General features: G+C 49.1%; 21 protein-coding genes and 1 pseudogene. 13 read left to right on the forward strand and 9 right to left on the reverse strand.

Translation table 11 applies throughout. From position 1 onward, the window contains the following. Positions 1-4: 4 nt before the first annotated feature. Both glgA and RIF25_RS07175 read right to left on the reverse strand, forming a co-directional pair. Positions 5-1,432 (reverse strand): glycogen synthase GlgA, encoded by a 1,428-nt coding sequence (gene glgA, locus RIF25_RS07170; protein WP_322877869.1) that lies wholly within the window; start codon positions 1,430-1,432, stop codon positions 5-7. A gap of 131 nt (positions 1,433-1,563) precedes the next feature. Then, on the reverse strand, positions 1,564-2,520 hold the full coding sequence (locus tag RIF25_RS07175) for an RNA polymerase sigma factor, RpoD/SigA family (RefSeq protein ID WP_322877870.1): 957 nt from the start codon (positions 2,518-2,520) through the stop codon (positions 1,564-1,566). 309 nt (positions 2,521-2,829) lie between these two features. Here RIF25_RS07175 and RIF25_RS07180 point away from each other — a divergent pair, with 309 nt between their 5' ends. After that, on the forward strand, positions 2,830-3,108 hold the full coding sequence (locus RIF25_RS07180; protein ID WP_322877871.1) for a 4a-hydroxytetrahydrobiopterin dehydratase: 279 nt from the start codon (positions 2,830-2,832) through the stop codon (positions 3,106-3,108). A 19-nt stretch (positions 3,109-3,127) separates the two neighbouring features. On the opposite strand, the gene RIF25_RS07185 is transcribed toward RIF25_RS07180, so the two are convergent. Further along, positions 3,128-3,817, reverse strand: coding sequence for a CatA-like O-acetyltransferase (locus tag RIF25_RS07185; protein WP_322877872.1), 690 nt, complete (start codon positions 3,815-3,817; stop codon positions 3,128-3,130). Between the two features lie 190 nt (positions 3,818-4,007). Between RIF25_RS07185 and RIF25_RS07190 the strand changes: the two genes are divergently transcribed. The 7 genes and pseudogenes from RIF25_RS07190 (at position 4,008) to arsB (ending at position 10,850) form a co-directional block, all read left to right on the forward strand. Then, positions 4,008-4,658: a phosphoribosyltransferase gene (locus RIF25_RS07190; RefSeq protein WP_322877873.1), complete on the forward strand. Its 651-nt coding sequence runs from the start codon at positions 4,008-4,010 to the stop codon at positions 4,656-4,658. A 241-nt stretch (positions 4,659-4,899) separates the two neighbouring features. Further along, positions 4,900-5,757, forward strand: a complete 858-nt coding sequence (bchL, locus tag RIF25_RS07195) for a ferredoxin:protochlorophyllide reductase (ATP-dependent) iron-sulfur ATP-binding protein (protein ID WP_322877874.1) — start codon at positions 4,900-4,902, stop codon at positions 5,755-5,757. Positions 5,758-5,853: 96 nt separating this feature from the next. After that, the gene (locus tag RIF25_RS07200) at positions 5,854-6,252 is read left to right on the forward strand and encodes a DUF5331 domain-containing protein (RefSeq protein WP_322877875.1); all 399 of its coding nucleotides are present in this window, start codon (positions 5,854-5,856) and stop codon (positions 6,250-6,252) included. A 91-nt stretch (positions 6,253-6,343) separates the two neighbouring features. Beyond that, entirely contained in the window at positions 6,344-7,744 is a 1,401-nt protein-coding gene (locus tag RIF25_RS07205; protein ID WP_322877876.1) for a ferredoxin:protochlorophyllide reductase (ATP-dependent) subunit N, read from the forward strand. A 277-nt stretch (positions 7,745-8,021) separates the two neighbouring features. Then, positions 8,022-8,957, forward strand: coding sequence for a mechanosensitive ion channel family protein (locus RIF25_RS07210; protein ID WP_322877877.1), 936 nt, complete (start codon positions 8,022-8,024; stop codon positions 8,955-8,957). Positions 8,958-8,964: 7 nt separating this feature from the next. After that, positions 8,965-9,558, forward strand: a pseudogene (locus tag RIF25_RS07215) (nitrogenase component 1); the annotation flags it as partial. A gap of 161 nt (positions 9,559-9,719) precedes the next feature. Next, a complete protein-coding gene (arsB, locus tag RIF25_RS07220; RefSeq protein ID WP_322877878.1) occupies positions 9,720-10,850 on the forward strand; it encodes an ACR3 family arsenite efflux transporter in 1,131 nt (376 codons plus the stop codon). A 108-nt stretch (positions 10,851-10,958) separates the two neighbouring features. On the opposite strand, the gene psbX is transcribed toward arsB, so the two are convergent. Continuing rightward, on the reverse strand, positions 10,959-11,126 hold the full coding sequence (psbX, locus tag RIF25_RS07225; RefSeq protein ID WP_407682357.1) for a photosystem II reaction center protein PsbX: 168 nt from the start codon (positions 11,124-11,126) through the stop codon (positions 10,959-10,961). Between the two features lie 475 nt (positions 11,127-11,601). Here psbX and gndA point away from each other — a divergent pair, with 475 nt between their 5' ends. After that, the gene (gndA, locus tag RIF25_RS07230) at positions 11,602-13,035 is read left to right on the forward strand and encodes an NADP-dependent phosphogluconate dehydrogenase (RefSeq protein ID WP_322877982.1); all 1,434 of its coding nucleotides are present in this window, start codon (positions 11,602-11,604) and stop codon (positions 13,033-13,035) included. A gap of 173 nt (positions 13,036-13,208) precedes the next feature. Here the strand turns inward: gndA and RIF25_RS07235 are convergent, their stop codons facing one another. The 5 genes from RIF25_RS07235 to RIF25_RS07255 all read right to left on the reverse strand — a co-directional run bounded on the left by RIF25_RS07235 (position 13,209) and on the right by RIF25_RS07255 (position 19,073). Further along, positions 13,209-13,877 (reverse strand): urease accessory protein UreF, encoded by a 669-nt coding sequence (locus tag RIF25_RS07235; protein ID WP_322877879.1) that lies wholly within the window; start codon positions 13,875-13,877, stop codon positions 13,209-13,211. 15 nt (positions 13,878-13,892) lie between these two features. Continuing rightward, on the reverse strand, positions 13,893-14,765 hold the full coding sequence (locus RIF25_RS07240; RefSeq protein ID WP_322877880.1) for a fructosamine kinase family protein: 873 nt from the start codon (positions 14,763-14,765) through the stop codon (positions 13,893-13,895). 54 nt (positions 14,766-14,819) lie between these two features. Beyond that, entirely contained in the window at positions 14,820-15,047 is a 228-nt protein-coding gene (locus RIF25_RS07245) for a Calvin cycle protein CP12 (RefSeq protein WP_322877881.1), read from the reverse strand. A 301-nt stretch (positions 15,048-15,348) separates the two neighbouring features. Then, the gene (gene dxs, locus RIF25_RS07250; RefSeq protein ID WP_322877882.1) at positions 15,349-17,250 is read right to left on the reverse strand and encodes a 1-deoxy-D-xylulose-5-phosphate synthase; all 1,902 of its coding nucleotides are present in this window, start codon (positions 17,248-17,250) and stop codon (positions 15,349-15,351) included. 326 nt (positions 17,251-17,576) lie between these two features. Then, positions 17,577-19,073 carry a carotenoid oxygenase family protein gene (locus RIF25_RS07255; protein ID WP_322877883.1) on the reverse strand — a complete coding sequence of 499 codons (1,497 nt, stop codon included), beginning with the start codon at positions 19,071-19,073 and terminating at the stop codon, positions 17,577-17,579. A gap of 754 nt (positions 19,074-19,827) precedes the next feature. Between RIF25_RS07255 and RIF25_RS07260 the strand changes: the two genes are divergently transcribed. The 4 genes from RIF25_RS07260 to grxD all read left to right on the forward strand — a co-directional run bounded on the left by RIF25_RS07260 (position 19,828) and on the right by grxD (position 22,447). Next, complete coding sequence (locus tag RIF25_RS07260) at positions 19,828-20,256, forward strand: hypothetical protein (protein ID WP_322877884.1); 429 nt, start codon at positions 19,828-19,830, stop codon at positions 20,254-20,256. A 51-nt stretch (positions 20,257-20,307) separates the two neighbouring features. Then, the gene (locus tag RIF25_RS07265; protein ID WP_322877885.1) at positions 20,308-20,883 is read left to right on the forward strand and encodes a L,D-transpeptidase; all 576 of its coding nucleotides are present in this window, start codon (positions 20,308-20,310) and stop codon (positions 20,881-20,883) included. A 121-nt stretch (positions 20,884-21,004) separates the two neighbouring features. Continuing rightward, on the forward strand, positions 21,005-21,799 hold the full coding sequence (locus tag RIF25_RS07270) for a proteasome-type protease (protein ID WP_322877886.1): 795 nt from the start codon (positions 21,005-21,007) through the stop codon (positions 21,797-21,799). A gap of 324 nt (positions 21,800-22,123) precedes the next feature. Continuing rightward, positions 22,124-22,447 carry a Grx4 family monothiol glutaredoxin gene (gene grxD / locus RIF25_RS07275; protein ID WP_322877887.1) on the forward strand — a complete coding sequence of 108 codons (324 nt, stop codon included), beginning with the start codon at positions 22,124-22,126 and terminating at the stop codon, positions 22,445-22,447. Positions 22,448-22,465: the final 18 nt, after the last annotated feature.

Genomic DNA, 22,465 nt, shown 5'->3' on the forward strand with positions numbered 1-22,465 from the left:
TTCCTCAAACACCCAAACTCAGGGGTGATTTTAAGGGGGGTGGCGGTAACTGATCAGGGGGTAAGCCATAGATGGAGTTGTAGAGGGCATTATATTCTAGGGCAGATTTTTCCCAACCAAAGTCTTGAGCCATGCCCCGTTGCTGTAATTCTTGCCACTTATCCTTATAGCGATACCCCTCCCAGGCCCGGACGAGGCAGGTATATAGATCTAACGGCTCATAGCGATCAAAACAGTAACCCGTTCCTTTGCCTGCCATTGGCTCATGATGGAAGACCGTATCTACTAGGCCCCCAGTCCGCCGCACAATTGGCACACACCCATAACGCAGGGCAATCATTTGGGCAATTCCGCAGGGTTCAAACCGACTCGGCATTAAAAAGGTATCTGACCCGGCATAAATGCGCCGCGACAGAACATCACTATAGAGAAGTTGCACACTACAGCGGCCGGGAAACCGGGAGGCTAATTGCCACATTTGGGTTTCGTAATAGCGCTCTCCCGTCCCCAAGAGGACAAATTGAGCATCACTATAGGATAAAAACCGATCCATAACCTGCAAAATCAAATCCAGGCCCTTTTGCTCAACTAGGCGCGTCACCATCCCAATCAACATCGAACCGGCATTCACTTCCAGGCCAATCTCTTCCTGGAGGGCAACCTTATTGAGTTTCCGCTTCTCAAGGGTATCGGCTGTGAAGGGGTAGGGAATGGCGGTATCGGTGGCAGGGTTGAACATATTCATGTCAATACCATTCAGGATGCCGGACAACTTGCCACTAATAAATGAAAGCAATCCCTCCAGTTTTTCCCCATACTCGGCGGTTTTAATTTGCTCGGCGTAGGTGGGAGAAACCGTATTTACCCGATCCGCAAACTGAACCGCAGCGGCCATGGTGTTGTGACCTTGCATATACCAGGGGCACCAAGTCATTTGTTCTAACCGCCACCGCCAAGGGCCCTGGTAAGCCAAATTATGGATCGTAAACACCGAAGTAATATCCGGGGATTGATTCAACCAAACCGGGATCATTCCCGTATGCCAATCATGACAGTGGGCAATATCCGGTTTCCAGTAATTCCACATGAATTCGGCGGCCCCATTGGCAAAGAGGGTAAACCGCCAATCTTCGTCTTCCCCGTAATAGACTCGCCGGGGTTGAAAACTGGAATGCCCAAACAAATAGAGGGGGACATCCGTTCCAGGCAAAATGGTTTCATGTACCTGGAAAGACTGAAACATGGCGTGCCCATCCCAAACGTGGCGGGGTAGAGTCGTCAGCTTATCCGGCAGAAATCCGTAGTAGGGCATGAAAATCCGCACATCATGGCCTAACTTCCGCAAGACGGCGGGTAAGGCTCCGACAACATCTCCCATGCCGCCAACCTTGGCTAAGGGGGCAGCTTCGGCGGCAATAAACAAGATTTTCATCGGGATTTTCCGGCTCCTTTCTGGATCAGATGAGAGGGATTTCTACTAGCCTCTCCTCGCTTTAGATTAGGGCAATGGGGGGCCGGTGGATCACTCCTTCAGGATGGATTAATCTGAATTTCTCCCTGAGTTTAGCTGGCTAAGTATTCGTGGATGTCACCCCGGCGTTTGCGTAGTTTACCCAAGGCCTCCCGCTCAATTTGCCGCACTCGCTCCCGACTGATGTTGAGTAAGTCACCGACTTTGGCCAGGGTTAAGGGTTGCCCATCTTCCAGGCCAAAGCGGAGGGCAATCACCTGTCGTTGCTGGGGGGTGAGATCGGCCATCAGACGATCTAAGTCTGCTCTGAGGGCGGATTGGGAAGTAAATTCTTCCGGTGATAGGGAGGGATCCTCTAATAATTCCCCTAGTTCTGTGTCTTGGTTATCGCCAACCCGAACATCTAGGGAGAGAGGTTGCCTGGCTCGCTCCAAATATTCCCGGACTTGGGCTGGAGTCAGTTCCAGTTCGACGGCCAGTTCGTTGATGGTAGCGGCCCGGCCTAAGCTTTGGGAAAGTTGACGCTGGGCTTTCTTAATTTTGTTCAGCTTTTCAGTGATATGGATTGGTAAGCGAATCGTCCGCCCTTTTTCGGCAATGGCTCGGGTGATGGCCTGGCGAATCCACCAATAGGCATAGGTTGAAAAGCGATACCCTTTAGTCGGATCAAATTTCTCAACCCCTCGTTGCATCCCAATGGTGCCTTCTTGGATTAGATCCAGAAGATCCACATTTCGTTTGATATATTTCTTGGCAACGGACACCACTAGGCGGAGATTAGCCTCGACCATTTTCCGTTTGGCCCGCTCCCCACCCTGAATAATTTCGTTTAATTCTGCTGGGGATAGGTTGGCTCGGCTGGCCCATTCTTCTAAGCTGGGTTCCCGCCCTAGGGTGGTCTCCAGGCCCGCACGGGTTTCATTCAGAGCCGCTAACATCTGCACTTGCTTGCCATAGAGGATTTCCTGCTCGTGGGTCAGTAAAGGAACTCGCCCTATTTCACGAAGGTAAGTGCGAACCAAATCCTTAGAGGTATCAATAGTGTCCATAGGTTGTTACTACCGTCAGGGTGAATGCAGTCATGGAAGCAGTGGCAAGGAGTTCGGGCAGAATGGCAGTTGGGGATATCAAGTCCAAGCCTGGCCAACAAATATGACTAATATATTAAGAATCTTAACATTTCTAAATCTGTCACTCGGAATACGGAACCAAGTTTTTCTGCCCTTTTAAGGTTTTCTTTATATCTTTTTAAGATTTTTATTTATAACTTTTCCAAAATGATTTCCTTCAAGGTTAACGCCTCTTCTCCAGGGGGGATTGAATTAGACTAGGGATGGCGCACTTCACTAGGAACTGCTATGGCCACTCCTCTGAGTCCGACTCAAATTCAAGCGCAACTTGCCCAGTTACCGGCCTGGACATTAAAAAATAATCGCATTGAGCGGATTTTCACCTTTAATGATTTTCTTGGTTCCATTGCCTTTGTGAATCAGCTAGTCGGGCCTGCGGAAGCTGCGGGTCACCACCCAGACCTCTGTATCTCGTGGAATAAAGTCACCGTCAGCTTAACAACCCATGATGCTGGAGGCTTAACCCAACTGGATTTTGATTTAGCTCGGCAATTCTCGAATCTGTGAAGCCCAAGTTAGCTTTTTTCTAATGCTTTTCTAAGCGTTGAAGATAGTTCTGAAGCAACAGATCAAAAACATAGGGATCACAGGAACCATGGTGAAATTTTGCGGCTAAGGGCATAATCATTGCTTTCGGCTCATTATTGCGGCGTGCGCCAAAGTAGAAAAAAGGCTGACAAAAATTAGCGGGTTGGTGTAGGGTCAGGCTGGTGAAATGAAGGTTAGGTAAATTGCCGATGAATTGACTAAAGCCAAAAGCTGAGGTGTCGCTAGTTTGGAATGTGCCGTCCAGTTGGATTTGCTGTTTCAATGTGTCCCAGGTTTCGGCAAAGTCCACCCAGGCCAGCTTAAACGGATTTTCAAGGATTAAATTGACAAAGCGATCTGCTCTGTTGACCGCAATCGGACAAAACAACGGCGGATTTTTGACTTCAAACCATTGACCGTTGATATATCGCCACTGAAAACAAGGAAATTCTTTCAGGGATTGCAATAGATTCCAGATCAACCAGGCCGTCAGGGTTCCTTTTCCGTTTGCTAATTTTTTCTGCCAGATGGATGAGGCAATGGATATATCAAGTTGAACGGTAATGTCAATGTATGAATTAGACACCCGGCCTGGGTGAGTGAAGAAATCAAGGGCCCAAGTTTGATAGTCTCCAGCTATTTCTGATAATTGCAAGGGAACTACTTCATATCGCTCAAAGAAATCCATCCATTTTTCTCACTTTATCGTCAGGACTATCAGCCCTCTTTTAGACTAAAGATAGTTGGAGAACCTGGCACTGTACCTAACGGTCTAACATGACTGACAAGCTTTGCTAAACCCTGATAACCTGCTGCCACCAGAGATTCCCTAGACAAACCCAAACTCAGGCCTGTCAGTTAATTGTCAGAGGCCGCCCATGTTTATCTTCCGAGACCGCGCTGATGCCGGTCAACACCTTGCTCAACAACTCCTATCCCTGAAGCTAGATGACCCGACTATTTTGGCGATTCCCCGCGGTGGTATTTTAGTCGGCGTTCCCGTGGCGCAAGCCCTTAAAGTTGGCCTGGGAGTTGTGATCACCCGCCGTCTCACCTGTGCCCGCTTTCCAGAATTAGGATTTGGTGCCCTTGGGGAAGGTCAGATTCAAGTTTTAGATCCGGCCTCCATGAATCTGCTCCACATCACCCCCGCAGAACTGAAAGCCGCCCAGGCCAAGAGTGAAGCAGAAATTGAGCAACGTCAGCACCTCTTTCGCCAAGGCCACCCCCTCCCCAACCTCAGTGGCAAAACAGTAATAATTGTTGACGATGGCCTGGCCACTGGACTGAGTGCCAAAGCGGCGATTGAAGTTGTGAAAGCCCACAATGTTAAGCGGATTATTCTTGCCACCCCCGTTGCCAGTCCCCAAACCCTGGGAAAACTCCGCCCGAAAGTGGATCAGATTGTCTGTGTCGCCGAGCGTCCCGATTTGCGCTGTGTGGGCGAATGGTATCAAGACTTTAACCCCAATCTCACCGATACTGAAGTCTTAACAGCCCTGGCCTGGGCGCAACCGCATCCAAATTGATCCTCAAAAACTGATTGCCCAGCCGCCGCTGAAATGTAACCAAAAATATCATTCTTTTTACTTTTATAAATATTCCCAACAACCTCGCTCCAAATAGCAGAATCGGGCTTAAGGTCAGTTTAGAACGTTGAAAAAGTCCTGAAGTTAATTTGAGTATTTTTACTTAATAACCCATCAGTAGTTCACGTTCATCAACCTAACGTCTGACTGTTTCAGCCGTAATTAGTAATGAGGGTAGATTGTGAAACTGGCAGTATATGGCAAAGGTGGGATCGGTAAATCCACCACAAGCTGTAACATTTCTGTGGCCCTAGCCCGCCGGGGTAAAAAAGTCCTCCAAATTGGCTGCGATCCCAAACACGACAGCACCTTTACCCTGACTGGCTTTTTGATTCCCACGATCATTGACACCCTGCAAGAGAAGGACTACCACTACGAAGATGTCTGGCCTGAAGATGTGATTTACAAGGGTTATGGCGGCGTGGATTGTGTGGAAGCAGGTGGGCCACCAGCGGGGGCAGGTTGTGGGGGCTATGTGGTTGGGGAAACGGTCAAACTCCTCAAGGAACTCAATGCCTTTGATGAGTATGATGTGATTCTGTTTGATGTTTTGGGCGATGTGGTCTGCGGTGGCTTTGCGGCCCCCTTGAACTATGCCGATTACTGCATGATCGTTACGGATAATGGCTTTGATGCCCTGTTTGCGGCCAACCGGATTGCGGCCTCAGTCCGAGAAAAAGCCCGGACTCACCCCTTACGGCTGGCGGGTTTAATTGGCAATCGCACCTCCAAGCGGGATTTGATTGATAAATATGTCGATTCTGTCCCCATGCCGGTGTTAGAAGTCCTGCCCTTGATTGAAGATATTCGCGTCTCGCGGGTGAAAGGCAAAACCCTGTTTGAAATGGCGGAAACCGATCCTTCGCTGAACTATGTCTGTGACTATTACCTCAACATTGCCGATCAGATTTTGGCCGCCCCAGAAGGTGTCGTGCCCAATGATGCCCCAGATCGGGAATTGTTTACCTTGTTGTCCGACTTCTATCTCAATCCGGCCCCAGTCCAGGCCAAGCAGGAACTGGAACTGATGATGGTATAGGAGGATACCTGCACCGGCCAAGCGGCACAAACCACTGCATGGCGAGGATCATAGCCCCTTAAAATGCTAAGGCTTTCTCCATGATGAACAAAGGTTATGAACCCAGAACAACTCCGACAAACCATCAAAACTAAGTGGTTAGCCTACTACGAAAACAATCGCCATTGGATTACCCGTTTAGCGGTGTGGGTCAACTATCAAGGTAAGCGGCGGCCCTCGGCCGGGTTTATTCTCGGCACTTTGAGCGTCTTAGAACCCCAGTTGACCTATGTGTTACCTGTGATTGTGGACTTAAGTAATGATCCAGATCGGTTAATTTTGGCCTTGGGTTTAAATTTTAATCCCGATGAAGAGTTAGCAAAGTTGGATCACCAGGCCCTAGAGCGTCAAGAAGTCCGCTACTTACCCCCGAAATCCTTTGTCAGTAACCGGGCCGAGGAACACCGCGAAACCGCCGCTGCCAAAAAGGAACGGGCCACACCCCCCAATGCCTAACCCGGTTGAATTAACCCACCTAAACCCCTAGTTCTCATCCCATCCATAAACTCCCAATTGTTTCTTGTCTCATTCCTCAAAGGAGAAGCCCATGACCCTTGCTGAAACTGCCCCCCAGGCCCTGAATTTTGATTGTGAAACCGGCAATTATCACACCTTTTGCCCGATTAGTTGCGTGGCCTGGTTGTACCAAAAAATTGAAGATAGCTTTTTCCTCGTGATTGGCACCAAAACCTGTGGCTACTTCCTCCAAAACGCAATGGGGGTGATGATTTTTGCTGAACCCCGCTATGCCATGGCCGAGTTGGAAGAAGGGGATATTTCGGCCCAGTTGAACGACTACAACGAACTGAAGCGGCTGTGTGAGCAAATTAAACGGGATCGTAACCCCAGCGTCATCGTCTGGATTGGCACCTGCACCACAGAAATTATCAAGATGGACTTGGAAGGCCTGGCTCCGAAACTGGAGGGTGAAATTGGTATCCCGATTGTGGTGGCCCGCGCCAATGGCCTGGACTATGCCTTTACCCAAGGGGAAGATACGGTGCTAGCGGCGATGGCGGCCCGTTGTCCTACCAAAATTGTCGAATCGGAAACCGAAGAACGGAATGCCATCAGCAAACTCTTGAACTTTGGCCGGAAAAAAGAAGACATTGCCGTTACCGATACGGAATATAAAGATCACGCGCCTTTGGTTTTGTTTGGCTCTTTGCCCGATCCCGTTGTGACCCAATTAACCCTGGAACTCAAACGCCAAGGGATCAAAGTCTCTGGATGGTTGCCCGCAAAACGCTATACCGAACTGCCCGTGATTGAAGAAGGCTACTATGTCGCGGGGGTGAATCCCTTCCTCTCTCGGACAGCAACAACCCTAATGCGGCGGCGGAAATGTAAATTGATTGGGGCTCCGTTTCCGATTGGGCCGGATGGGACGCGGGCCTGGGTTGAGAAAATTTGCAGCGTCTTGGGCGTTGAACCTCAGGGCCTGGTAGAACGGGAAGCTCAGATTTGGGAGGGCCTGGAAGATTATCTGCAACTGATTCGGGGCAAATCCGTCTTTTTCATGGGCGATAACCTCCTGGAAATTTCCCTGGCTCGGTTTTTGGTGCGCTGTGGCATGACCGTCCAAGAAATTGGCATCCCCTACATGGATAAACGCTACCAGGCCGCGGAATTAGCCCTACTGGAGTCCACCTGTAACGAAATGGGTGTGCCGTTGCCAACAATTATGGAAAAACCGGACAACTACAACCAACTACAACGGATTCAGGAACTACAACCGGATCTGGTGATTACTGGCATGGCCCACGCGAATCCCCTAGAAGCCCGCGGGATCAGTACCAAGTGGTCTGTGGAGTTTACCTTTGCTCAAATTCATGGGTTTACCAATGCTCGGGATGTGTTGGAATTGGTGACTCGTCCTCTGCGTCGCAACAAGGCCCTGGAAAATTTAGGTTGGGAAAAATTGGTTTTAGAAGAGGCTAAGAGCTAAACAAAAACAACTTCAGTACAGTCACTAGGATTCACAGGGCAGAAGCACTAAAACTTTTGTCACTATGTTTTTTTACTCAAACTTAAATTTATATTTTGGACAGACGAGATGGCATAGATCGAGCCAAACTGGAATTAGTCGTTTATGCTTCGACTTCAAGTACCTGGCTTGACAGCAATTAAGCCTTGGATTATATAGGCTAATCTGAGGCCTGATTATTACTAAATGGGATACGCAATGTGTTGAATGAAAAAAGCAAAGGAAACCGTATTAATCTATGACAGACTTGATAATTTCTTTGCAACGCTGGCTCGTAGATCCGAATATTGTCAAGTGGGTGCAACTTTGTATTGGCATTTTGATTACCCTAATAATTTTTAAAATTCTAGTTCAGGTATCATCACGCCAAGTTCAAGACTTAGATTTACGCTACCACATTCGTAAGGTGATTGGCTTTGTTAGCTATGGAGTCATTGCCCTCTTAATCATAATCATTTTTAATGACAATTTGGCACAATTAACAGTCATTTTCGGGGTATTGGGTGCTGGAATTGCCTTTGCACTACAAGAAGTAATTGCTAGTTTTGCAGGATGGATTGCAATTTCTTTAGGGCAATTTTACAAGACAGGTGATCGTGTCCAATTAGGAGGCATTATGGGCGATGTGATTGATATTAGCCCTTTGAGAACAACCCTGATGGAATGTGGTGATTGGGTCAAAGCTGATCTCTATAATGGTCGTATTGTTAGAATTGCTAATAGTTTTGTCTTCAAAGAGCCTGTTTTTAACTACTCAGGAGATTTTCCGTTCGTTTGGGATGAAATCATTGTGCCAATTCGGCATGGTAGTGATTTTCGACTAGCCAGAAGTATTCTGCAAGAAGTGGTTGAAGAAGTTACGGGAAGCTATATTCTACCTGCGAAAGAGCACTGGGGGCACATGACTGGCAGATATCTGATTGAAAATGCTCGCATTGAACCGTTTGTGACTCTCATCGCCACCGATAATTGGCTAGAATTTACTGTGCGCTATGTAGCGGACTATAAAATGCGAAGAACGATCAAGGATCAGCTTTTTACACGGGTTTTAGAGGAGTTAGATGCTACCAATCGGAAGGTTGAACTGGCCTCGACAACTGTTGAACTTGTAGCCTTACCCACCTTGAGGATCAATCGAGAATCTAAGCCGGATAACAGTCAGCCAAAAACATGAAAATTCTATTGGGGCTCCGTTTCCGATTGGGCCGGATGGGACGCGGGCCTGGGTTGAGAAAATTTGCAGCGTCTTGGGCGTTGAACCTCAGGGCCTGGTAGAACGGGAAGCTCAGATTTGGGAGGGCCTGGAAGATTATCTGCAACTGATTCGGGGCAAATCCGTCTTTTTCATGGGCGATAACCTCCTGGAAATTTCCCTGGCTCGGTTTTTGGTGCGCTGTGGCATGACCGTCCAAGAAATTGGCATCCCCTACATGGATAAACGCTACCAGGCCGCGGAATTAGCCCTACTGGAGTCCACCTGTAACGAAATGGGTGTGCCGTTGCCAACAATTATGGAAAAACCGGATAACTACAACCAACTACAACGGATTCAGGTCTTACAGCCGGATTTGGTTATCACAGGTATGGCCCACGCTAACCCCTTAGAAGCCCGTGGGATTAGTACGAAGTGGTCAGTGGAATTTACCTTTGCCCAAATTCATGGCTTTACCAATGCTCGCGATGTCTTGGAGTTAGTCACCCGGCCCCTCCGCCGCAATCAAGCTCTGGCCAATCTTGGGTGGGAGAAGTTGGTTTCAGAAGCCGCCCCAGTTTAAGACATCAGCAAAGACGGATATGGCCAAAGTCCAACCAGCAATCCCTGAGGCCACCTGACCGTAAAGGCCGACATTTCAAAAAAAATTGATGAATCACAGGGAATCTTGTTAAACTTTTCTTAATTGAGAGAATAACAGGTTCCCCTTCATCTACGGTCATTATGTCGAGCTTCCTAGAGCCTCAATCCCCTTCAGCCCCCCTGAAACTCAATCTTTTTGAGAAATATCTGTCGGTTTGGGTGATCCTTTGCATGGGTCTGGGGATTGGCCTGGGGCGGCTGGCTCCCAACTTTGCGGTTCAACTGGAGCGCATTAGTCTTTATCAAGTTTCCCTGCCTATTGCCGCCTGTCTATTTTTCATGATGTACCCCATTATGGTGAAAATAGACTTTTCCCAGGCCAAGCAAGCCCTAAACGCCCCCAAGCCCGTCCTCCTTACCCTGGTCATCAACTGGCTGATTAAACCCTGGACCATGCTAGTCATTGCACAGGTTTTCCTGGGGCAACTGTTTCGGCCTTGGTTAATGGGTACAGAAGTTTTACGGGGGCAAACGATTTCTCTGGCTGATTCCTATATCGCAGGGGCAATTTTGCTGGGGATTTCACCTTGTACCGCCATGGTCATGCTCTGGGGCTATTTGGCCTATGGAAATCAGGGGTTAACCTTGGTGATGGTGGCAGTCAACTCTTTAGTCATGCTCCTGCTCTATGCCCCTTTGGGTCAATGGTTGCTCCAACAGAATCATTTGCTTGTCCCCTGGCAGACGATTGTGTTTTCGGTGCTGATCTATGTTGGACTTCCCCTAGTGGTTGGAGCGTTTTCACGGCACTGGATATTGCGGCACAAGGGCAGGGCCTGGCTAGAACAAGTATTTTTTCCCTATTTAACCCCCGTGGCAATCACCGCTCTTTTAATGACGTTAATTTTGCTGTTCTCATTTAAGGGCAACCTAATTGTCCAAGCCCCGCTGATTATTCTTTTGATCGCTATTCCCTTAACCCTGCAAACCTTGCTAATTTTTGGCCTGGGCTATGTGGGGGCCTGGAAGCTAGATCTCGCCTACGAGGATGCAGCCCCCGCTGCCTTAATTGGGGCCAGTAACCATTTTGAAGTCGCCATTGCAACCGCGATTACCGTTTTTGGCTTAAATTCTGGGGCTGCTCTGGCCACTGTTGTCGGGGTTTTAATTGAAGTGCCACTGATGCTTGCCTTAGTCAAATTTTGCCAGGCCACGGCCCCTTGGTTTCGCCGCGAACTGAGTAAAGCCACCTTACCCGACCCCCGATTTTAATTCAGGTTAGCCAATAAAAATACCCCCTGTGGCTCCAGTACCTAGAGAGTAGGCCGCAAAGGGTATGACCAGAAGTTTTGGAATATCGAAGGGGGTAAGGGTAAGTCCTTAAGATTGACGTTGAACCTTATCAATTTGACTGAGGACAAATAAACCAACAGCAGCAGCACCCAAAACTACGGCACCAGCAATTAAGCCAATAAAAAAACCTTTCAAAGAAGGGGTAATGGTCATCAGGGGGGCAGAGTTGAGGATTAGAGCATTCAAAACAGTCATAGGTCTTTTGGTGGGTAGGTTTACTATTGATGACAAAAGATAACAATAATTCAAATTTTACGGCCATTTGTTCCTTCTGCGCCTAGAGTCGGGATCACCGATTCAATCCAGCAGGTTGACTGGGCCGCCTAAAACCCTCGAAATTCACCCCTTGCTCCCTCACATTTAGCCAACTCACACTCAGTACCTTGATTGGGATAGGTGAAATGGCCAAAGTCAATCCTGGCCTGGGCAGAAACAGATAAATTAGATAACCCTAGAGCAAAACTTAAGCCAAGCCGCAAACTATGAGTCGGTCCTTGGAGACAGAGCTTCAGCATAAAATCCCGCTAAATTTAATTAATCTTTGTTTCCCAGACTACGACTAAGAGCCTAAGTTTGGGCCACCCGAACATATCTTAAGCTAATCTTCCAAAGCTTTCGGAGGGGATCAAGCTAGGCTGGGTGTAACTTGTCCATGACCCTAAAGACCCATATGTCACAGCAGCATTTTGGCCTGATTGGTTTAGCCGTAATGGGGGAAAATCTAGCCCTCAATGTTGAACGCAATGGCTTTTCCGTGGCCGTCTTCAATCGCACTCCCACCAAAACCGAAGAATTTATGGCCAACCGGGCCGGGGGGCGGAATTTTAAGGCAACCTACTCTCTGGAAGAACTCGTGGCATCTCTGGAGCGGCCGCGGCGGATTTTAGCCATGGTCAAGGCGGGGCAGCCCGTAGATGATTTGATCCAACAACTCAAACCTCTGTTGGAACCCGGCGATATTTTGATTGATGGTGGCAACTCGCTTTATACCGATACGGAACGGCGGGTCAAGGAACTCGAAGCGGATGGCCTGTGTTTCTTTGGCATGGGTGTCAGTGGCGGGGAAGAGGGCGCGCTGAATGGCCCCAGTTTGATGCCGGGCGGAAGTACGGATGCTTACAAGGCCTTAGAACCGATCCTGACCAAAATTGCCGCCCAAGTGGATGATGGCCCCTGTGTCACCTATATCGGGCCGGGGGGTGCGGGGCATTTCGTCAAGATGGTGCACAATGGCATCGAATATGGCGATATGCAACTGATTGCTGAGGCCTATGATCTGCTCAAAAATACCCTGGGCTTGAACCACGAGCAGTTGTACGAGGTGTTTGCGGAATGGAACGAAACCCCAGAACTCAACTCCTTTTTAATCGAAATCACCCGAGACATTTTCAAATACATTGATCCCGATACAAACCTGCCCTTGGTGGATGTGGTCTTAGATGCTGCGGCCCAAAAAGGCACCGGCAAATGGACGGTGGAGGCTTCTTTGGATTTGGGGGTAGCGATTCCAACCATTGTGGCGGCGGTGAATGCCCGGATTATGTCTTCGATTAAGGCGGAACGGGTGGCTGCCAGTCAAGAAATCACCGGCCCCACGGGTAAATACGAGGGCGATACCCAAACCTTCATCAACAAAATCCGGGACGCGCTCTACTGCTCGAAGATCTGCTCCTACGCCCAGGGGATGGCCCTCATTGGCCGAGCTTCCAAAGACCTGTTTAACAATGCCTTGGATTTGGGGGAAACGGCCCGGATTTGGAAAGGGGGTTGTATTATTCGGGCGGGCTTTTTGAATAAAATCAAACAGGCCTACGACCAAAACCCGAACTTGGCAAACCTGCTCTTGGCTCCCGAGTTCAAGCAAACCATTTTGGATAAGCAGGGGGCCTGGCGGGAGGTCTTAATTGAAGCAACTCGCTTAGGAATTTCTGTTCCCGCCTTTGGCGCGTCCTTGGAATACTTTGATAGCTATCGGCGGGCACGGCTCCCCCAAAATCTCACCCAGGCCCAGCGGGACTTCTTTGGGGCCCATACCTATGAGCGCACCGACAAACCCGGCCATTTCCATACGGAATGGGTCCCCATTGAAGAAGCAAAAGGTTAAATCGTTGTGGTGGTTCAGGTGGGATGCTCTTTTGGTGTTCTGCCTGGGGCTTATCGTCATTTCTGCCAAAACTGAGACAGTCACAACGACTACTCATTATGGTTTCAAGTAACTTTGTGTTTCATTCCTAAGCGAAATGACTATAGTCTCAGATTCGTGAAAATAGGGTGTATCTAACTCCGAAACAGGCGACTGTAAAGCGTTTCATGTCCCATTACCCCTAGGGACAGTCCCCAACTGCAACTATCAAGTTGATCATCTTCAAGGTTGAGAATCTCTGCACAGGCCTGGGTGATTGGCTGATGTAAAGTAAGTAAGAGCCGCTGACCTTGAGTTTGCCCAAGGGGGATCAGTTTTACGCCCGCATTGATTAAGTTACTCGTCCAACTCTGGAGAAAGCCTAAGATTGCTTGCTCTAAATCAATCTGCCAGGCCCCGGCCACCCGCCCAAAGGCCACCGCAAAGTGATGAAACTCCTGGGGATTAAAATTTTGCGTCTCCGGTTCTAAATCACAAAAAAGCTGCCAGAGAGAGCGGCCCATTTGCAGGCTTTGTTGGCGTAAGGCTTCCCCATCTCGTGCCGCCGTTAACCAGTGATTCCAGTATCGGATAGATGTCAAATCACCTTTGACTTGGCCCTGATAGGCACGGATCCCAATGGCGGCATCAACCCGAATTGCCCCAACCATCAATTCAGCGGTAATCCAGTTCTGCAATCCTGCGGCGTTGGTGATTTGTTCAGTTTGAATCAAAAATTCCAGGCCCTCAGAATAGGCGTAGGCCCCCACGGGTAAAGTGGGACTTGCTAATTGTAATAGCCGTAACAGTGCTTCAGAATCCACAGGCCAGAGAAACCCCTATTCCAACGATCTAACTAAGGCGTTAATCATGCCTTGGGCCTGGTGCCAATAGCTCCCCCCAAATAAGTTGCCATGATTGAGAATGTGATAGAGGTTGTAGAGAGTTTTACGGGTTTGATACCCAACGGGGAGACCCTGAACAGATTCATAGCCCTGATAAAATTCAGCCGGAAAGCCACCAAATAGCTCGGTCATCCCTAAATCTACTTCCCAATCACCGTAGTAAGGGGCCGGATCAAAAACTACTGGTTCCCCAGCATCAGTAAAGGCAGCATTGCCACTCCAGAGATCCCCGTGAACTAGGGTGGGTTGCGGGTGGTGATTGGCTAAAAGACGGGAAATATTCCGCAGCAGGTCATCGGCATGATCCAAATGGATGCCGCGTTTGCGGGCCAACTGGAGTTGATAGCCAATTCGAGCATCTCGCCAAAAACTGACCCAATCATCACTCCAAGAATTAATCTGAGGCGTGCTGCCGATGGTGTTGTCTTGATCCCAGCCAAACTGATTACCCCGACCGTTGAGGTGTAACTGGGCTAAATTTTGCCCTAATTGTTCCCAGGCCTGGCTTGAGCCACCTCTGAAGGGTAAGTATTCTAAAACAATAAAACTATGTCGCCCACTCAAGCCTGTGCAGATCACCTGAGGCACACGAATGGCTTTAACCTGATGTAGGGCCTGGAGTCCGAGAGCTTCCTGGCGGAACATTAACTCCCGCTGGGGCTGATTCAGTTTGACAAAATAGCGTGACTGGCCATCCGTGAGGACATAGGCTGGGTTAATACTTCCCCCACCCACAGCCTGAGCATCAGCAGTAACAAAGGGTTGACCGATAGCACTGGCAATGGCCTGGTTGATCTCTGACCACATGAGACTGCAATGAGTGGGGACTGTCAGACAAAAAAGGACGAGAAGAGTTGGGCTTTAGTCGTCGTAAATCCGGCACTCAGCAGCTTCTGGGTTGTCATCACAATATTGCTGGAAGGAGTTTTTTTGCTCCACTTTCGCTTCCCGTTGGTGTGAGGCCTCGGCTTGAATTTCTTCAAGAGCATCCCAGGCCGCAGCACATTCCCCAGAAGTAGATCCCGCAGTATCACAGGCAGCACGGGCTTCCAAACGGGCTTTTTCGATTTCTTGATTGATATCGCTCATAGCGTTTAACTGAATCACCTTTGACAGTATAGGCAGACAAAGCAAGTTCAATGCTGAATCCACGCAAAAGCTTTACATAAGCGAGAATTTAAGTCAGGTTTCTTGAACTCGTAGTCCTATCTTATCGCACCCGGCCGGGAGCCATTTTCAGATTGTCACACCCCGAGCAGCAGCAGACTGGGAGAACCCACACAGTCACTGATAAAGCTTTTTACGGCTTCGTCCGGGTAGGTTTCAGCTATGGCGGGAGATGGAATCAGAAAAGCTATCGAAAACATGGGCAGGGTCAGGACATATTGCATTAATGTGTGACTCCCATGGGTTGAGGCACAGCGAACTGACTCAGAATTTTTTCTGCCATTTGGGGTGGGGTTAACCCTAGCTCAGCTTTAGATTGATCGGCCGTGGCGTGTTCAACCAGAAGATCGGGAACACCGAGGCGCAGGACAGGCACTAAGACTCCGGCATCTTGGAAAGCTTCTAGTATCGCTGACCCGAATCCCCCCGGCAAACAGCCCTCTTCTAAGGTGACGACCCGTTTAATCTGACTGGCTAGGGGAATAATTAACTCCGTATCCAGGGGCTTGGCAAAGCGGGCATTGACCACCGTGGCCTGGAGACTATGCTCACTGAGAATTTCGGCCACCTGCATGGCGGGATACACCATCGAACCATAGGCTAGGAGCAAAAGATCATCCCCCTGCCGTAAAAGTTCACCTTTACCAATGGGCAGTTCTTCCCAGCCTTCTTCCATCAACGGCATTCCATAACCATTCCCGCGAGGGTAGCGCATGGCAATCGGCCCACTGGTGTAATTGATCCCCGTAACGAGCATTTGCTGGAGTTCCGCCTCATCTTTGGGGGCCATCAAAACCATATTGGGCAAGCAGCGGAGATAGGCAATGTCATACATCCCTTGGTGAGTCGGCCCATCGGCTCCAACAATCCCCGCCCGATCCATACAGAAAAAGACAGGTAAGTTTTGGATACAGACATCGTGAACAATCTGATCAAAGGCCCGTTGTAAAAACGTGGAGTAAATCGTGATGACCGGACGCATTCCACTGGTAGCTAACCCCGCTGCCATCGTCACTGCATGCTGTTCAGCAATCCCCACATCAATATATTGATTGGGCAGGTTTTTCTGAAGAATATCCAGGCCTGTGCCCGTGGCCATGGCTGCTGTGATTCCTAAAATGCGGGGATCATTTTCCGCCAGTTTGGTCAGGGTGTCCCCAAAGACCTTGGAATAGCTGGGGGGCTTGGGTTTGCTAGAGGGCTTGGCTTTCCCGGTGGTCAAGTCAAAGGGATTTTGGGCGTGGTAGCCGACTTGATCTTTTTCGGCGATGGCATAGCCTTTTCCTTTGGTTGTTGCCACATGAACCAGGACGGGGCCGACAATTTGGTGGGCGCGATTAAAGGTATTGATCAGCTCTTCAATATTGTGCCCATCGACAGGGCCGATGTAGGTAAAGCCGAGTTCCTCGAAAACCGCTCCCACTTTCGGCACTGCTAGGCGTTTCATCCCCTCTTTAATGCTGCCCGTGAAGGAATGATCCACAAAGGGAAGTTGCTTCAGTTGATCGTTGAGGTTATCGGCAATAAATTGGACTTCCGGGGAGAGACGAATTTTGTTCAGGTAACGGGGGATCGCGCCGACATTGGGAGAAATGGACATCTCGTTATCATTCAGTACCACCATTAAGTTGGTCTGGGGTAAATGTCCAGCATGGTTGATTGCTTCTAGGGCCATCCCGCCAGTCAAGGCTCCATCCCCAATAATCGCCACAACTTTGTAGTTTTCCCCTTGGTGATCGCGAGCGAGGGCCATTCCCAATGCCGCCGAAATACTGGTGGAAGCATGGCCAGCCCCAAAGTGATCAAAGGAACTTTCTTTGCGATTGAGATAGCCAGCAATCCCATTTTTCTGACGCAATGTCGCAAAGTTATTAAACCGACCTGTGACCATTTTGTGGGGGTAGGCCTGGTGTCCCACATCCCAGACGACCCGATCCTTCTCAAAATCTAAGGTTTGATAGAGAGCCAAGGTCAGTTCTACGACCCCCAGGCCTGGGCCGAGATGACCCCCTGTAGCGGCAACCGTTTCTAAGTGCTTATCGCGGATTTGGCAGGCAACCTGTTTGAGTTGAGCAATAGATAAACCATGAAGTTGGTTCGGATGGGTGAGATCACTCAGTTGCATAGTGCCAAGGCCTCGAAAAGAATCAGTAAAGGGTAGAGCAATTTTAGTAGTTACCGAAATAAATTACGAAGTTCGGGAAACGACTGCGACATTTATCACCTTATCAAAACTCTGGGGTATCGAACTTTGCTGGGCGAGTCTCTCAGTAAATCTCTAACTTTTCCCCATAAGTTCTTTCAACTGTCAGTGCCGGCGGAAATGAAAATACTGACTTAAGGCGAGACGGTTCCAAGGAACTAGGTGGAAAATAGGACAGCCCTTTCTTGACCTAGTTGCACTAACAGAGTGTGTGTCCCGCCATTGGCCCCGATATAGGCTCTGCAAAATTAGACTGGGGAATCCATAAAAGTCTGGGGGGTAAATGTGCCGTGGAGACCATAGGGGATATGGTGTTTCAGGTGTAATCGAGCTAGGGGCCCCTGACTGACGTTGGCTGCATCTAGAATCACGAGATCGGATTTTTGCCGACTGGCTTCATAGGTCAAAACCAATAACCAACCCGCGGTTTCTTGGCTGGCTGAGTCCTCAGGATTGATTCGAGTTGGGTCGGGGACAAAAACTGGCTCGGTGACGAATCCCCGTGGGGCCGCACTCCAAAATTCTTGCGTTTGGGTTTCTAGATCAAGTCGCAAAATACCTTGGAGGGGGGCGTTACCAGTCGGATTGTCGGCGGCGGCCGTGTAGAGATAACGGTAGGGTTGACCAACATAGTTGGGGTGCAGACAGGGAAACTCACAACAGCGGGGATCAAGTTGGTTCATGGTGACGGCTTGGCTCGTTTTGTTGATCCGAATCCGCCACAGTTGTCCGGGAGGAAGGCTGGCAAAATCCACCTGGCGGTAGTTGGTGTCACTATCCAGGCCGGGGAAACTCTCATAACAAATGGAGTCCACCACAATGTCATCCCCGAGTTCAAAGGCATTGGCATGGTGGAAGACAAAGCAGGCGGGCATAGTGAAGTGTAAAGGGGTTCCACCTAACCGAGGTAAGAGCCAAATGTGGGTGGGGTGTTGAGGGTTAAAACTTAAGCATTCAGCGGCCCCTTTGAACCCCAATAGGTACGGAATCGGGTTGAGTTGGACAGGGTTTTGGAAAAAGATGCCGTAGTTGGGGGTAAGGGCAAAGTCATGGATGAAAGCAAAGCCCGGAAAATTATAGTCTTGTTCCAAAACACAACGACCATCCAAGGCAAACTCAAAGAGGCGCACGGCTGTGGTTAATCCTGGTTTGAGGGAAAAGTTAACCAATCGCTGTTGCTGGGGATCAAGGCGAGGGTGGGCGGCAAAGGCATCTCCGGGTTTCAACAGGCCATCTAAGTTAATTTCGCCCAAGGTTTCCAGGGTGGCCGGATTGAGTTGGTAGGGCCAAGCGGCTTCCCAAAGAGCTAAAAGTTTTGCGCCCCAATAGATAACCTGGGTATTAGCAATATTTTTCAGCTTCATATCAAAAAGATTGTTCAGCCAGCCACCGGGTTTAGGTGTGCCAAAGACCCCCCGATAGAGAATTTTTCCTGCCTGTTGCTCGGCCTGGTAGCCAGTGGTTTGGACATAGCGATTCCGAAAATGCACCTGCCCATCCTTAAAGGTAAAGGCACAAATCATCCCATCACCATCAAAGGGATGCTTGAGGGCTACACCGCCAATGTCCAAAAGTCCCGGTCCATTCCGAAATAATGTCCCAACCAGGCCGGGGGGAATCTCACCTGTCACCTCATCAATCCAGTAGTCATACTCATCTGGGAGTGAACGGGTTCCCCCTTGCCAATCTGTCAGGCTATAGGTCGGTAAATTCGCTGAGGCCTGGGGGTTTAGAGTTGGCATCATAATGGCATTTGGGGCAGGGTGGAGGAGAGGATGGTACTTGAGTTGTTTTATTGTAACGAATTGTAATCAGATTTTAACAATCTTAGATCTAATACAGGATTTAACCCAGATGCAGGTTAGACCAGTTAACAGGGGAGGAGTTAGTTAACCCTCAAAGCGGTCTTAGGCTCCAGGCCTGGAGGAAGGCAAGAATTTGTCGAAATTTCTTGATTCTCCCAGCTAAATCAAAGCCTAATTTCAGATTAATTTGGGCCAATTACTAATGGCTTAATGTCTAGGCTCAAGCTTTTTAGGCGAGGAAAACATTAGAGTTCAATTGAGATTAATTATTAATAGTCCTGTTGAGCTTTCTTTGGTCTATTAAGAGTTAGTTGGACTCTAAAAAGGTATTACCTACCGGCCAAGGTTTCTTGCCTCCCTCACCAACCTCTGATCAGCCCTTAATCGCCCTGACTGAGATGCTGAACTGGAAAACCTCAACTGGCATAGGACAATTAAGGGGACATTGCAGAAAAATGTTAAGCAATCATCAAGTTTTTCCAGATTTCCTTGACGCGACCCGGCCAGGCTTCTTAGAATCACCCTAGTTAGTCAGTCCTTAAAAATTTATGCAAAATTCAGTATGCATTTTTTAGTCTATGTTTACTGGATTTCGTAATTGCCTTGGTATTTAGCGGGTAATTTAAGGGTCGGCCTAGATTCTCTGGGTCGGTTAACAATCCTGCTTTGGTGAATTTGTTTAGGAGTCAATATTATGTTAAATCTGCGTCATCATCTTTTGGCCGCCCTGGCCCTGGGCACATTAGCCCCAGCATTTTTACCCTTGACGGTAACAGCCGCCCCCAAAGCAGTGCGAGGCGTAATTACTAGTATTGATGGGGATAATTTCACCTTGAAACAGCCTTGGGGCGAAGAAATTACGGTTGTGATTGATGGCAAGCGGCGACGCTGTGGCAGGGGCCCCTTTGAAGTGGGAACGGATGTGGCGATTATTCTTTTCCCTGATGTGACTCCTCTAACGGCTCAGCGTCTTTGCACTCGAATTGTGCCAGCCCCCCCCTATGTCGCTGTCCAACCCATTAAAGTTCCCATGACCAGCGCACCCCCGGCCCCTGTTTCTCGGCCAATTCCTGCTCCTCCGCCGGCCCCTGTCACCCCTCCTCCCGCGACAATTTTGTATTGATCGCCGTTAATTTCAAGGCCATCAGTTAGTGTAGGACGTGGAGTGGATATCGTGAAGTGGTTATGCGGTGGAATTGTTGCAGTCGCTTGGGGGATTTTATCTCTTGCGGCTAGAGCAACTCCCGTGGATTATGTTGCCAGTCAAAGGGGCCTGGGGGAACCCTCGATGCCTATGACTGGCCTGGCTTGGCTGGAATTACCGCCCCTGCAAGAGTCCACTCCTTTTTTACCGGACTTAGAGCGAAAAATTGTTCTAAAACTCCGAGAACGGCGGGTTTATCTCTACGTTGGTGAACAAGTCCAGGCCAGTTATCCGGTGGCGGTGGGTAAACCGGGCTGGGAAACACCTACGGGGACGTTTAAGGTCATGCACATGGTCAAAAATCCGACTTGGAAAAATCCCTTTAATGGCACTGTTGTTCCCCCTGGGCCGGCTAACCCCCTTGGGGATCGTTTAATTGTCTTCACGCCCATTGGCAATAAGGGCTATGCTGGCTTTCATGGCACCACCAATGAGTCTTTGATTGGACAAGCTGTGTCCCACGGCTGTGTTCGGATGAAAAATAATGATATTCGCGCCTTTTTTGAAGCTGTGGAACTAGGAACGCCGGTGATTGTCAAGCCCTAGAGACTTCTAAATACCCAAGCTGAGGAGATCAGGCCCATCTGGGGATCGGCGGCTAAAAATTAAACTTGCTCTCTCAAGCGGTCGTCTATTTCTAAATACTGTTTAGGCTCTAACAACCTTTATGACCTATTGCCTGGGAATCGTAACGCAGTATGGCTTAGTCATGGCCGCTGACTCTCGAACCAATGCTGGGGTGGATTATATTTCTACATATCAGAAGTTGTTCGATTTTACTGTGCCTGGGGAGCGGGTAATCCTGTTGGCAACGGCGGGTAACTTGTCCATGACCCAAGAAATCTTGACGATTTTACGCCGGGATCTCCGGGCCCAGGCCGATGTCAGTTTGCACACCTTGCCCAATATGTACGAAATTGCCCGCTATGTGGGATCAAAGGTGCGCCAAGTGATTGAAACCCACCGGGCCTGGTTGCAGCAGGACAAAATTGATTACCAATGCTCTTTTTTGCTGGGGGGGCAGATTCGGGGTGAAGAGACCTGTTTGTACTTAATTTACAGTCAAGGTAATTTCCTCCAGGCCACGCCGGAAACGCCATTCCTCCAGATTGGGGAGACCAAGTACGGTAAACCCATCCTGGACCGAACCTTAAGCTATGACACCTCCATTGAAGCTGCGGCCAAATATGCGTTGTTGTCCCTGGACTCGACGATGAAATCGAATATTTCCGTTGGCCCACCCCTGCACCTGATCAAATATGCGGCCAACACATTCTTAATTAAGCATCGGGTGGAGTTAGTGTTACGGGATCCCTTCTTGATCAAAATTCGTAAATATTGGGAAGCCTCTCTGCGTCAAGCTTTTGAAGGGATGCCGGCGATTGAATGGCAAGAGGGAGAGTTTGCCGATGTGGCCCTGTTGTCCGCCATTGATCCAGAGGTTCTTCCCCCACCAAGTTAACTCAGACTTTCCGGTATAGCGTTACTCATTGAGGGTGAGCCGGGGACAAGTCGGAAAATGCTTGGCGAGACGTTTTTTGACCTTTCTACTCCCTGAGAACAGTCTGCGTAATGCTATATCACTTCACCCATAGACAGAACTCTCCCTAAGGACTAGAAAACCTCAATGCCAAGAATGTCGCTGTCCTCAGCCAAGATTGTACCGCCCGGCCTGGGGGTAGGCTTTGCCCGGCCTTTTCCCTTAAATTGGGATTAGATGGGATTAGAGTCGCATCGCAACTATTCGACTGGGTCACATTGCAACTAGAAGTTAGGAGAACCCCCCATGAGTGCTGATGTCCAAGCCAAAATTGACAGCCTGGTAAAATCCAACAAAATTATGGTGTTTATGAAGGGGTCGAAGTTAATGCCCCAATGTGGTTTTTCAAACACGGCAGTCCAAATCCTCAATAGCCTGGGTGCGCCCTTTGAAACCTTTGATGTTCTCTCTGATTATGAAGTGCGCCAAGGGATTAAGGACTACTCCAACTGGCCGACGATTCCCCAGATTTATATCAATGGTGAATTTGTCGGTGGTTCGGATATCTTAATTGAGCTATACCAAAAAGGTGAACTCCAAGAGATGGTGGCTGTGGCCTTAGCCTCTTAAGGGTCAACAGTGGTAGCA

The organism is Pseudocalidococcus azoricus BACA0444, assembly GCF_031729055.1.
Taxonomy (GTDB): Bacteria; Cyanobacteriota; Cyanobacteriia; order Thermosynechococcales; family Thermosynechococcaceae; genus Pseudocalidococcus; species Pseudocalidococcus azoricus.